Source organism: Pseudomonas sp. Os17, assembly GCF_001547895.1.
Classification (GTDB): domain Bacteria; phylum Pseudomonadota; class Gammaproteobacteria; order Pseudomonadales; family Pseudomonadaceae; genus Aquipseudomonas.
On sequence record NZ_AP014627.1, the window covers coordinates 4,491,010 to 4,503,138 of the forward strand.

The following is a 12,129-nucleotide window of genomic DNA, read 5'->3' on the forward strand; positions in this document are numbered from 1 at the left end:
TGAACTCCGTTGTGTGGATTGAACATCTGGCTGCGTTCGAGCGTAACCCAGTTGAATCTGGACGGGAACCTCATGTTCCACCCATATGCCGTGAAAGCTTTACGGTTCGCGGCCTACAAGCCTGAATGCAAAGGGAAAAGTGCCAAATTCGAGCACAGCCAACGACTCTACGCCTGCACCCCGCCTGCGACCTTTAGACCAATGGACGAGCACCGGTACCTATGAAGCAACGGCGCTTTGCTAGCTACCTATGTATAATGCCGCCGCTGACCATAGAGTCACGACGGCCGAACGCTCTGCTACCGAAGAAAACAAGCCGAGACCGGCCGCCCAAAGCCGGGTTGTTACCGCAGCCCACCCGCTTGACGCTCGACTGATGCACCCAACATCACCGCGAAGAAACCTCGACATTCGGCTCATGGATGACCTTTGAACGAAAGCGCTTACCCGGCGCACCTCGAGTTTCTGCGCACGCTTTAGCAAAGAAGAGAGTTAATCCGAATATGCCCACCCGCTCGAAGATCATCTATACCTTCACCGACGAAGCTCCGGCCCTCGCCACCTATTCCCTGCTGCCTATCGTAGAAGCCTTCACCGCTTCGGCTGATATCGCCGTGGAAACCCGCGACATCTCCCTGGCCGGCCGCATCCTCGCCAGCTTCCCTGAGCAGTTGGGTGCCAAAGCGGTGCCGGACCACCTCGCCGAACTGGGCGAACTGGCCGTCACCCCAGAAGCCAACATCATCAAGCTGCCGAACATCAGCGCCTCGGTACCGCAGCTGCAAGCCGCGATCAAGGAACTGCAGGCCCAGGGCTACGCCCTGCCGGACTACCCGGAAACCGTGACCAGCGACACCGACAAAGACGCCAAGGCGCGCTACGACAAGGTCAAGGGCAGCGCCGTGAACCCGGTCCTGCGTGAAGGCAACTCCGACCGCCGCGCTCCGCTGTCGGTGAAGAACTACGCGCGCAAACACCCGCACAAGATGGGCGCCTGGGCCAAGGACTCCAAGTCTCACGTTGCCCACATGAGCAACGGCGACTTCTACGGCAGCGAAAAAGCCGCGCTGATCGAAGCCGCAGACAGCGTCAAGATCGAGCTGATCGCCCAAGACGGCACCGCCACCGTCCTGAAACAAAAGACCACCGTGCAAGCTGGTGAGATCCTCGACTGCGCCGTGATGAGCAAAAAGGCCCTGCGCGCCTTCATCGCCGCTGAAATCGAAGACGCCAAGAAACAAGGCGTACTGCTGTCGGTGCACCTCAAGGCCACCATGATGAAGGTCTCCGACCCGATCATGTTCGGCCAGATCGTTGCCGAGTTCTATCAGGACGCCCTGAGCAAGCACGCCGCCGTGCTGCAGGAAATCGGCTTCAACCTGAACAACGGCATTGGCGACCTGTACGCCCGCATCAAGGCCCTGCCAGCCGAGCAGCAAGCCGCGATCGAAGCCGACATCCAGGCGGTCTACGCTGCACGCCCTGCCCTGGCCATGGTCAACTCCGACAAAGGCATCACCAACCTGCACGTACCGAGCGACGTGATCGTCGACGCCTCGATGCCGGCCATGATCCGTGACTCCGGCAAGATGTGGGGCACCGACGGCCAACTGCACGACACCAAGGCCGTGATCCCGGACCGTTGCTACGCCACCATCTACCAGGCCGTGATCGAAGACTGCAAAGCCAATGGCGCGTTCGATCCGACCACCATGGGCAGCGTGCCAAACGTCGGCCTGATGGCGAAAAAAGCCGAAGAATACGGCTCCCACGACAAGACCTTCGAAATCAAGGCTGACGGCGTGGTTCGCGTGACCGACAGCCAAGGCAAGCTGCTGCTGGAGCAGAAAGTCGAAGCCGGCGACATCTTCCGCATGTGCCAGACCAAGGACGCGCCGATCCAGGACTGGGTCAAGCTCGCCGTCAACCGTGCCCGTGCCAGCAGCACCCCGGCGATTTTCTGGCTGGACCCGATGCGCGCCCACGACGGCGTGATGATCGAGAAAGTTCAGGCCTACCTGAAGGATCACGACACCAGCGATCTGGACATCCGCATCATGTCCCCGGTCGAAGCCATGAAGTTCACCCTGGCCCGCACCCGCGACGGCAAGGACACCATCTCGGTGACCGGCAACGTGCTGCGCGACTACCTGACCGACCTGTTCCCGATCATGGAGCTGGGCACCAGCGCCAAGATGCTGTCGATCGTGCCGCTGATGAACGGTGGCGGCCTGTTCGAAACCGGCGCCGGCGGTTCGGCTCCTAAGCATGTGCAACAGCTGCTGGAAGAGAACTTCCTGCGCTGGGATTCCCTGGGTGAGTTCCTGGCCCTGGCCGCCTCCCTGGAGCACCTGGGCAACACCTACAACAACCCGAAAGCCCTGGTACTGGCCAAGACCCTGGACCAGGCCACCGGCCAGTTCCTCGACAACAACAAGTCGCCATCGCGCAAAGTCGGCAACATCGACAACCGCGGCAGCCACTTCTACCTGGCGCTGTACTGGGCACAAGCCCTGGCCGCCCAGACCGAGGACGCTGCCCTGCAAGCGCAGTTCAGCCCTCTGGCCAAGACCCTGACCGAGAACGAAGCGACCATCGTCGCCGAGCTCAACGCCGTACAGGGCAAGCCCGTGGACATCGGCGGCTACTACAGCGCCAACCCAGAGCTGGTGAGCAAGGCCATGCGCCCGAGCGCCACCCTCAACGCGGCCATTGCTGCGCTGGTGTAAGCACGAGCGAACACACAAACCCCGGCCCCGCGCCGGGGTTTGTGCTTGTGGAGCCCGCAGGAGCCGGCTTGCCGGCGACTGCCCTCACGCGAACATGAGGCGCTCGCTTCGCCGGCAAGCCGGCTCCTACAATGCTTCCCCCTTATAAAGGAGTGCCTTTATGGAATGGCAACCCCATATCACTGTCGCCACCATCGTCGAAGACCAGGGCCGCTTCCTGTTCGTCGAGGAGTACTCGGGCGAACACGCCGTGCTCAACCAGCCCGCCGGGCACCTGGACGCCAATGAAAGCCTGCTCCAGGCGGCCATTCGCGAAACCCTGGAGGAAACCGGCTGGGACGTGGAATTGACCGGCGTGGTCGGCATCTACCTGTACACCGCCCCCAGCAATGGCGTGACCTACCAGCGCGTGTGCTTTGCCGCCAAAGCGCTGCGCCACCGTCCGGACTATCAGCTGGATGACGGCATCATCGGCCCACGCTGGCTGAGCCGCGAGCAACTGCTGGAACAGCGCGCCCACTGGCGCAGCGAGCTGATCCTGCAATGCCTGGACGATTACCTGGACGGCCAGTTGCACAGCCTGGCGCTGATCCGACCAATGCTTTAACCGCAGTTTTAGCCTTGCAGGCCTCAGCCTGTTAGAATCGCGTCCTTTTTCAAGACACCCGTTGAATTCCTATGCGTGATCCAGCCTCTTCTGACACCCAAAAGAAACGCGTCATTGTCGGCATGTCCGGCGGCGTGGATTCTTCCGTTTCCGCCCTCCTGCTGATGGAACAGGGATACCAGGTAGAAGGCCTGTTCATGAAGAACTGGGAGGAAGACGACGGCACCGAATACTGCACCGCCATGGATGACCTGGCCGACGCCCAGGCCGTGTGCGACAAACTTGGCATCAAGCTGCACACCGCCAACTTCGCCGCCGAGTACTGGGACAACGTGTTCGAGCACTTCCTGGCCGAATACAAGGCCGGCCGCACGCCGAACCCGGACATCCTGTGCAACCGCGAAATCAAGTTCAAGGCGTTCCTCGACTACGCCATGATGCTCGGCGCCGACCTGATCGCTACCGGCCACTATGTACGCCGCCGCGACATCGACGGCCGCACCGAACTGCTCAAGGGCCTGGACCCGAACAAGGACCAGAGCTACTTCCTGCATGCCGTGGGCGGCGAGCAGATCGCCAAGACCCTGTTCCCGGTAGGCGAGCTGGAAAAACCCGAAGTGCGCGCCATCGCCGAGAAACATGACCTGGCCACCGCCAAGAAGAAAGACTCCACCGGCATCTGCTTTATCGGTGAGCGGCGCTTCAGCGACTTCCTCAAGCAATACCTGCCGGCCCAGCCCGGCGAGATCAAGACTACCGAAGGTGAAGTCATCGGCCGCCACCACGGCCTGATGTACCACACCATCGGCCAGCGCCAGGGCCTGGGCATCGGCGGCCTGAAAGACGCTGGCGAAGAGCCGTGGTACGTGCTGATCAAGGACCTGGAGCACAACGAGCTGATCGTCGGCCAGGGCAACGACCATCCGTGGCTGTTCTCCCGCGCCCTGCTGGCTTCCGACATCTATTGGGTCAACCCCATCGACCTGAGCCAGCCACGGCGCCTGACCGCCAAGGTGCGCTACCGCCAGAGCGACCAGCCCTGCACCCTGGAGCGGACCGCCAACGGCTACCGCGCCACCTTCGACGATCCGCAGCGCGCGGTGACTCCCGGCCAGTCCGTGGTGTTCTACGACGGTGAAATCTGCCTCGGCGGCGGCGTGATCGAAGTGGCCGAACCCTGGAGCAGCAAGGACGCCCGCCCATGAGCCCGATTCAGGAGCAACTGACGGCGCTGGGCGGTGTATTCCTCGCAGCGGTGCTGGTGGACCGCATCGCCAAGACCGGCCAGGTCAGCGAAGCGGCCTTGAGCTGCATGCTCGGCAGCCTGCTGATCCGTGACCCCAAGGACACCCTGGAGGTCTACGGTGGCGACGACCTCAACCTGCGCGAGGGCTACCGCGCCCTGATCGGCGCCCTGGAGCGCGACCCCAGCACCCTGCAACGCGAGCCCCTGCGCTACGCCTTGTCGATGCTCGGCCTGGAACGCCAGTTGGCCAAGCGCGATGACCTGCTGGAAACCATCGGCAAGCGCCTGCCGCAGATCCAGTCCCAGGTCGAACACTTCGGCCCGGCCCACGAAAACGTCATTGCTGCATGCGGCGGGCTGTACCAGGACACCCTGAGCACCCTGCGCCAACGCATCCAGGTGCACGGCGACATGCGCAACCTGCAGCAGCCGAGCAACGCCTCGAAGATCCGCGCCCTGCTGCTGGCCGGCATTCGCTCGGCGCGCCTGTGGCGCCAGCTGGGCGGCCATCGCTGGCAACTGGTGATCAGCCGGCGCAAATTGCTCAAAGAGCTGTATCCATTGATGCGCAGCAGCTGAGCTGCGCCTGATTTTTCAAGAGCTGCGCGTAAGACGCTGGTCAGTTGGCAACGGACCCGCGGATATTTTCATGTATGATACGCGCCCCATTTCGTTGCCCGACTGTCCGAGAACACCCCATGCAGCTCTCTTCGCTCACTGCGGTTTCCCCTGTTGACGGCCGCTACGCCGGCAAAACCCAGGCCCTGCGCCCCATTTTCAGCGAATACGGCCTGATCCGTGCTCGCGTCCTCGTTGAAGTGCGCTGGCTCCAGCGCCTGGCCGCCCACAGCGCCATCAGCGAAGTGCCGGCGTTCTCCGCCGAAGCCAACGCCGTCCTCAATGCCCTGGCAGAGAACTTCTCCCTGGAGCACGCCGAGCGCGTCAAAGAGATCGAGCGCACCACCAACCACGACGTCAAGGCCATCGAGTACCTGCTCAAGGAACAAGCCGCCAAGCTGCCTGAGCTGGCCAACGTCAGTGAGTTCATCCACTTCGCCTGCACCAGCGAGGACATCAACAACCTGTCCCACGCCCTGATGCTGCGCGAAGGCCGTGATGACGTGATGCTGCCGCTGATGCGCCAGACCGCCAACGCCATCCGCGAACTGGCGATCCGCTTCGCCGAAGTGCCGATGCTGTCGCGCACCCACGGTCAGCCGGCCTCGCCGACCACCCTGGGCAAGGAACTGGCCAACGTCGTGTACCGTCTGGAGCGCCAGATCGCTCAGGTCGCCGCCGTACCGCTGCTGGGCAAGATCAACGGCGCCGTGGGCAACTACAACGCCCACCTGTCGGCCTATCCGGACATCGACTGGGAAGCCAATGCCCGCGCCTTCATCGAAGACGAGTTGGGCCTGGCCTTCAACCCCTACACCACGCAGATCGAGCCGCACGACTACATTGCCGAGCTGTTCGATGCCATCGCCCGCTTCAACACCATCCTGATCGACTTCGATCGCGATATCTGGGGCTACATCTCCCTGGGCTACTTCAAGCAACGCACCATTGCCGGCGAAATCGGTTCCTCGACCATGCCGCACAAGGTCAACCCGATCGACTTCGAAAACTCCGAAGGCAACCTGGGGATCGCCAACGCCCTGTTCCAGCACCTGGCGAGCAAGCTGCCGATCTCCCGCTGGCAGCGCGACCTGACCGACTCCACCGTCCTGCGCAACCTGGGCGTGGGCTTCGCTCACAGCGTGATCGCCTACGAAGCCAGCCTCAAAGGCATCAGCAAACTGGAGCTCAACGCCCAGAAGATCGCCGAAGACCTGGATGCCTGCTGGGAAGTGCTGGCCGAGCCGATCCAGACCGTGATGCGTCGCTACAACATCGAAAATCCGTACGAAAAGCTCAAGGAACTGACCCGCGGCAAGGGCATCAGCCCTGAAGCGCTGCAGACTTTCATCGACGGGCTGGACATGCCTGCCGCGGCCAAGGCCGAGCTCAAGCAGCTCACCCCAGCCAGCTACATCGGCAATGCCGCGGCCCAGGCCAAGCGCATCTGAGCCACCGCCCGACCTTTTGACGCCCGGCCGCGCCGGGCGTTTTTATTCCTGCTAGAAAAGTAAACTTTTTCAATAGGTTACACATGAATCCTGACATTCCACTTCAACTTCTGGGCGGCATCACTGCACGGGAATTTCTGCGTGACTACTGGCAGAAAAAGCCCCTGCTGATCCGTCAGGCCCTGCCTGACTTCGAAAGCCCGATCGAACCCGACGAACTGGCCGGCCTGGCCCTGGAAGAAGAAGTCGAATCGCGCCTGGTGATCGAGAACGGCGAGCGCCCCTGGGAACTGCGTCGCGGCCCGTTCGCCGAAGACGAGTTCAGCAAGCTGCCGGAGCGTGACTGGACGCTGCTGGTGCAGGCCGTGGACCAGTTCGTCCCGGAAGTCGCCGAACTGCTGGAGCATTTCCGCTTCCTGCCGAGCTGGCGCATTGATGACGTGATGATCAGCTTCGCCGCACCGGGCGGTAATGTCGGCCCGCACTTTGACAACTACGACGTGTTCCTGCTGCAAGGCCACGGCAAGCGCAACTGGAAGATCGGCCAGATGTGCGACTCCGAAAGCCCGCTGCTGCAGCACGCGGACCTGCGCATCCTCGCCGAGTTCGAAGAGACTGAAAGCTGGGTCCTGGAACCCGGTGACATGCTCTACCTGCCACCGCGCCTGGCCCACTACGGCGTTGCGCTGAATGACTGCATGACCTATTCGGTGGGCTTCCGCGCCCCGAGCGCCGCTGAAGTCCTGACTCACTTCACCGACTTCCTCGGTCAGTTCCTGCCGGACGAAGATCGCTACACCGACGCCGACGTACAGCCGGCCAGCGACCCACACCAGATCCAGCAGGACGCCCTCGACCGCCTCAAGAGCCTGCTAGCCGAGCACATGAGCGACGAGCGCCTGTTGCTGACCTGGTTCGGCCAGTTCATGACCGAGCCGCGTTATCCGGAACTGGTGGTCGGCCCGGAACTGGAAGAAGACGACCTGCTGGGCAGCCTGGAACAGGGCGCGATCCTGATCCGCAACCCGAGCGCGCGCCTGGCCTGGTCGGAAGTGGATGAAGACCTGTTGCTGTTCGCCAGCGGCCAGAGCCGCCTGCTTCCCGGTAAACTGCGCGAGCTGCTGAAAATGATTTGCGCCGCCGATGCCCTGCATATCGACAACCTCGGCCCCTGGCTGGCGGATGACGATGGGCGCGGCCTGTTGTGTGAACTGGTCAAGCAAGGGAGCCTGGGGTTCGCCGATGAATAAGATTCGCGTACGTGTCGCAGACTGGCAAAAGGATAACGCCGAGATCCGGCGTATTCGTGAAGCGGTGTTCATTGCCGAGCAAGCGGTTCCACCGGAACTGGAATGGGACGCCGACGATGACAGTGCCGTGCACTTCCTGGCCTTCGAGGGCGATTTTCCGATTGGTACCGCGCGCCTGCTGCCCGACGGCCATGTCGGCCGGGTTTCGGTACTCAAGGACTGGCGCGGCCTGAAGGTCGGCGATGCGCTGATGCATGCGGTGATCGACGAAGCCGAGAAACGCGGCCTCAAGCAGCAGATGCTCAGCGCCCAGGTCCAGGCCACGCCGTTCTACGAGCGCCTGGGCTTCTCGATTGTCAGCCAGGAGTTTCTCGAAGCAGGGATTCCTCACGTCGACATGGTCCGCGGCGCCTGACCGACATGCCCTGGCGGCAATAACCCAAGCCAACGCCCCGCCATCCCCTTGCCCCGACCGGCGCAAGACCAGGATGCCGGGGCGTTTTGCCGTCTAGGATTCAACTTGCCCCACCCAAAGCCGACAAAGTGTCAAACTCAAGGCTTTACGCCAGCTACTCGCGGAGATAACGGATATGTCCCTACGCACCTTGCTCACGACGCTGCTGCTGACCTTCAGCTGCTCGGTCATGGCCGCCACCGAGATCGTGCCCCTCAACAACCGCACCAGCGCCGACCTGCTGCCGGTGGCGCAGAATTTTCTCGGCAAGGACGGCAAGGTCAGCGCCTATGGCAACCAACTGATCGTCAATGCCGAGCCGGGCAAGATCGCCGAACTGCGGGCTTTCATTGCGCAATTGGATACGGCGGCCAAGCGCCTGCTGATCACCGTCGACACCAATGAAAACAACTTCCAGGACAACCAGGGTTATTCGGTCAACGGCGCGCCGCAAACCCGGATCATCAATCGCAGCACCGAGAGTCGCGATGGCGGCATCCAGCAGATCCAGGCCAGCGAAGGCGTGCCGGCCCTGATTCAGGTCGGTCAGAGCGTGCCCCTGACCACGACCCAGACCGATCCCTACGGTCGCCCGCAAAACCAGACCCAGTACCGCAACGTCACCCAGGGCTTCTATGTCACGGCCAGCGTGACCGGCGAGACCGTGCACCTGAGCATCAGCACCAATCGTGACCGCATGAGCCAGGAACGTCCCGATGTAGTGAACGTGCAAAGTACCGACACAACCGTCAACGGTCGCCTTGGCGAGTGGATCACCCTGGCGGGCGTCAATCGCCAGACCCAGGCCGACAAGCAGGCTCTGGGCCGCAGCTATTCGACCCAAGGCCGGGATGACATGACCTTGCGGGTCAAGGTCGACGCATTGGACTAAAGCACCAAAAACTGACTGATTAGTCGTATTAGACCAAAGATGTAGTGGCGCAAAAAAAGCACTACAAAACATTTGACGGGCCAAAAAACCGCGGGCATGATGGCCTCGCTCCCGCTAATCAGGGGCCCTGGCAAGGGCCTTCGGATCGCCGCTCCAACCTACCCAACCGAGCCGATTCGTGTCTGTACTGCCCACAAGGTGTGTTTGACGAGATTGCGACTGGAACGAAGTTGTCCCGAGGGACGGAAGCGTAATTAGGTCGATCGGCAACACACTGTTGGAACGCACCCAGGCCCACGACGCCCGAATGCGCACCGCAGCTCGCCTTCACCTGCTCACTTTTCCCCTCGAGCTCATCGTTCACCCGTCGCCATCCCCGCCATACACCCTCGACCGCCTAAGCTTCCTGGTCAGCGAGCAGCCTTCCACGCAACGTTATGACGCGTGATCGGCGGAGCCGGAATTTTCCAACCAAGAACGACTTTTTACACAAGACGCGACGAGGTTTATCTCCATGGCACTGACACGCGAACAGCAAATTGCAGCCCTTGAAAAAGACTGGGCTGAAAACCCGCGCTGGAAAGGCGTGACTCGCACCTACTCCGCTGCCGACGTGGTCCGTCTGCGTGGTTCGGTTCAACCCGAGCACACCCTGGCACGCATGGGCGCCGAGAAGCTCTGGAACCTGGTCACCCAAGGTGCCAAGCCGTCCTTCCGTCCTGATAAAGATTTCGTCAACTGCATGGGCGCCCTGACCGGCGGCCAGGCTGTTCAACAGGTCAAAGCCGGTATCCAGGCCATCTACCTGTCGGGCTGGCAAGTGGCTGCGGACAACAACTCCGCAGAATCCATGTACCCCGACCAGTCGCTGTACCCGGTGGACTCGGTTCCAACCGTGGTCAAGCGCATCAACAACTCGTTCCGTCGTGCGGACCAGATCCAGTGGAAAGCCGGCAAGAACCCGGGCGACGAAGGCTACATCGACTACTTCGCGCCAATCGTGGCCGACGCTGAAGCCGGTTTCGGCGGCGTGCTGAACGCCTACGAGCTGATGAAGAGCATGATCGAAGCAGGCGCCGCCGGCGTTCACTTCGAAGACCAGCTGGCTTCCGTGAAGAAGTGCGGCCACATGGGCGGCAAGGTACTGGTGCCGACCCAGGAAGCTGTACAGAAGCTGACTGCTGCCCGTCTGGCGGCCGACGTTGCCGGTGTACCGACCATCATCCTGGCCCGTACCGACGCCAACGCTGCTGACCTGCTGACTTCGGACTGCGACCCGTACGACCAGCCGTTCGTGACAGGCACTCGCACCCAGGAAGGCTTCTACAAAGTGAAAGCCGGCCTGGACCAGGCAATTGCCCGCGGTCTGGCCTACGCGCCTTACGCCGATCTGATCTGGTGCGAAACCGCCAAACCGGACCTGGACGAAGCCCGTCGTTTCGCCGAAGCGATCAAGAAGGAATACCCGGACCAGATCCTGTCGTACAACTGCTCGCCTTCCTTCAACTGGAAGAAGAACCTGGACGACGCCACCATCGCCAAGTTCCAGCGCGAACTGTCCGCCATGGGCTACAAGCACCAGTTCATCACCCTGGCCGGTATCCACAACATGTGGCACAGCATGTTCAACCTGGCGCATGACTACGCCCGCAACGACATGACTGCATACGTAAAACTGCAAGAGCAAGAGTTCGCCGACGCGGCCAAAGGCTACACCTTCGTGGCTCACCAGCAGGAAGTGGGCACCGGCTACTTCGACGACATGACCACCGTGATCCAGGGCGGCTCGTCCTCGGTAACCGCCCTGACCGGCTCCACCGAAGAAGAGCAGTTCCATTGATTCCAGGCCTCGCGCCTTGATCGAGCGGCCAATGCAGATCCGGTAAAAACAACTGCATTGCTGTAAAGCTGACGCCCCGACTGGTTCGGGGCGTTTTTTTGCCCGCACTCCCAGCAGGAGCCAATTTGCCGGCGAAACAGGCCTGCGCATTTCCCAATCCGCCTGCCTCCAGCAAAATTCGCCGACAAGCCGGCGCCGCCCAAAAAGCCGACGAAATATTGATCCAGAGCGGTGTTACCCAGAGCGAAACAGGTTAAAAGGTGCGCCCCTGCTACTTGCAGTAACAGGGATATATCCGACAACTTTCCCACGCCTCCAAGGGGAGCAGAATAAAACAGCCGCTAAATAATATTGATTATCATTTAGAGGCTAAAACTTTCATTACAGCAGGGACAAAACATAATTAACAAAACCTCCCCTAATGCCCGCAGGCTGCGGCTTACGGGGCTACAGGGGTGAGCTATGTCCTTATTACGATAAACAATTTCGCTTTAGAAATTTTACTTGCCCGGTGTTTAGCCATAAAATCAGCGCGATTGATTGCGCTGCGACATATCGTCACTGCTTTATTTCTTTATCAAGCTCAGAGACTCTTGCTCTCTGTTAAGGATTACCAGCATGCCCGAAGCGACAGGACTCATGGCCCACAACTGGGGCTTTGCCATTTTCCTTCTGGGTGTTGTCGGCCTCTGTGCCTTCATGCTCGGCGTCTCCAGCCTCCTCGGGTCAAAAGCCTGGGGCCGCAGCAAAAACGAACCGTTCGAGTCCGGCATGCTACCTACCGGTGGCGCCCGCTTGCGGCTCTCAGCCAAATTCTATCTGGTCGCGATGCTCTTCGTGATCTTCGATATCGAAGCCCTCTTTCTCTTTGCCTGGTCTGTGTCCGTCCGCGAAAGCGGCTGGACCGGATTCGTCGAAGCTCTCGTTTTCATAGCAATTCTGTTGGCAGGTCTTGTCTACCTTTGGCGAGTGGGGGCTCTTGACTGGGCTCCGGAAGGTCGTCGTAAGCGGCAGGCGAAGCTAAAACAATGAGGCTTTGGCG

Annotated in this window: 10 protein-coding genes; all 10 read left to right on the top strand. The window is 61.2% G+C overall.

Features of this window, described 5'->3' with window-relative positions; translation table 11 throughout:
* The first annotated feature begins 503 nt into the window (after positions 1-503).
* The 10 genes from POS17_RS19710 to POS17_RS19755 all read left to right on the top strand — a co-directional run bounded on the left by POS17_RS19710 (position 504) and on the right by POS17_RS19755 (position 12,119).
* The gene (locus tag POS17_RS19710; RefSeq protein WP_060840126.1) at positions 504-2,729 is read left to right on the top strand and encodes an NADP-dependent isocitrate dehydrogenase; all 2,226 of its coding nucleotides are present in this window, start codon (positions 504-506) and stop codon (positions 2,727-2,729) included.
* A gap of 160 nt (positions 2,730-2,889) precedes the next feature.
* Entirely contained in the window at positions 2,890-3,336 is a 447-nt protein-coding gene (locus POS17_RS19715) for an NUDIX hydrolase (protein ID WP_060840127.1), read from the top strand.
* Positions 3,337-3,407: 71 nt separating this feature from the next.
* On the top strand, positions 3,408-4,541 hold the full coding sequence (gene mnmA / locus POS17_RS19720; protein WP_060840128.1) for a tRNA 2-thiouridine(34) synthase MnmA: 1,134 nt from the start codon (positions 3,408-3,410) through the stop codon (positions 4,539-4,541).
* Positions 4,538-5,161, top strand: a complete 624-nt coding sequence (gene hflD, locus POS17_RS19725; RefSeq protein WP_060840129.1) for a high frequency lysogenization protein HflD — start codon at positions 4,538-4,540, stop codon at positions 5,159-5,161. The genes mnmA and hflD overlap by 4 nt, the downstream gene beginning before the upstream one ends.
* Before the next feature lie 119 nt (positions 5,162-5,280).
* A complete protein-coding gene (gene purB, locus POS17_RS19730; RefSeq protein ID WP_060840130.1) occupies positions 5,281-6,651 on the top strand; it encodes an adenylosuccinate lyase in 1,371 nt (456 codons plus the stop codon).
* A gap of 83 nt (positions 6,652-6,734) precedes the next feature.
* On the top strand, positions 6,735-7,901 hold the full coding sequence (locus POS17_RS19735) for a ribosomal protein uL16 3-hydroxylase (RefSeq protein ID WP_060840131.1): 1,167 nt from the start codon (positions 6,735-6,737) through the stop codon (positions 7,899-7,901).
* Complete coding sequence (locus POS17_RS19740; protein ID WP_060840132.1) at positions 7,894-8,316, top strand: GNAT family N-acetyltransferase; 423 nt, start codon at positions 7,894-7,896, stop codon at positions 8,314-8,316. The genes POS17_RS19735 and POS17_RS19740 overlap by 8 nt, the downstream gene beginning before the upstream one ends.
* Positions 8,317-8,491: 175 nt before the next feature.
* Positions 8,492-9,247, top strand: coding sequence for a secretin N-terminal domain-containing protein (locus tag POS17_RS19745; protein WP_060840133.1), 756 nt, complete (start codon positions 8,492-8,494; stop codon positions 9,245-9,247).
* 514 nt (positions 9,248-9,761) lie between these two features.
* Complete coding sequence (gene aceA, locus POS17_RS19750; RefSeq protein WP_016964777.1) at positions 9,762-11,087, top strand: isocitrate lyase; 1,326 nt, start codon at positions 9,762-9,764, stop codon at positions 11,085-11,087.
* 618 nt (positions 11,088-11,705) lie between these two features.
* Positions 11,706-12,119 carry an NADH-quinone oxidoreductase subunit A gene (locus POS17_RS19755; RefSeq protein ID WP_011062185.1) on the top strand — a complete coding sequence of 138 codons (414 nt, stop codon included), beginning with the start codon at positions 11,706-11,708 and terminating at the stop codon, positions 12,117-12,119.
* The last annotated feature ends 10 nt before the right edge of the window (positions 12,120-12,129 follow it).

Excerpts from the sequence above, each read along its gene's own strand:
- POS17_RS19735 (WP_060840131.1), top strand. The coding sequence starts at position 6,735 with ATGAATCCTGACATTCCACTTCAACTTCTGGGCGGCATCACTGCACGG.
- hflD (WP_060840129.1), top strand. The coding sequence starts at position 4,538 with ATGAGCCCGATTCAGGAGCAACTGACGGCGCTGGGCGGTGTATTCCTC.
- mnmA (WP_060840128.1), top strand. The coding sequence starts at position 3,408 with ATGCGTGATCCAGCCTCTTCTGACACCCAAAAGAAACGCGTCATTGTC.
- POS17_RS19745 (WP_060840133.1), top strand. The coding sequence starts at position 8,492 with ATGTCCCTACGCACCTTGCTCACGACGCTGCTGCTGACCTTCAGCTGC.
- POS17_RS19755 (WP_011062185.1), top strand. The coding sequence starts at position 11,706 with ATGCCCGAAGCGACAGGACTCATGGCCCACAACTGGGGCTTTGCCATT.
- POS17_RS19740 (WP_060840132.1), top strand. The coding sequence starts at position 7,894 with ATGAATAAGATTCGCGTACGTGTCGCAGACTGGCAAAAGGATAACGCC.
- POS17_RS19710 (WP_060840126.1), top strand. The coding sequence starts at position 504 with ATGCCCACCCGCTCGAAGATCATCTATACCTTCACCGACGAAGCTCCG.
- POS17_RS19715 (WP_060840127.1), top strand. The coding sequence starts at position 2,890 with ATGGAATGGCAACCCCATATCACTGTCGCCACCATCGTCGAAGACCAG.
- purB (WP_060840130.1), top strand. The coding sequence starts at position 5,281 with ATGCAGCTCTCTTCGCTCACTGCGGTTTCCCCTGTTGACGGCCGCTAC.
- aceA (WP_016964777.1), top strand. The coding sequence starts at position 9,762 with ATGGCACTGACACGCGAACAGCAAATTGCAGCCCTTGAAAAAGACTGG.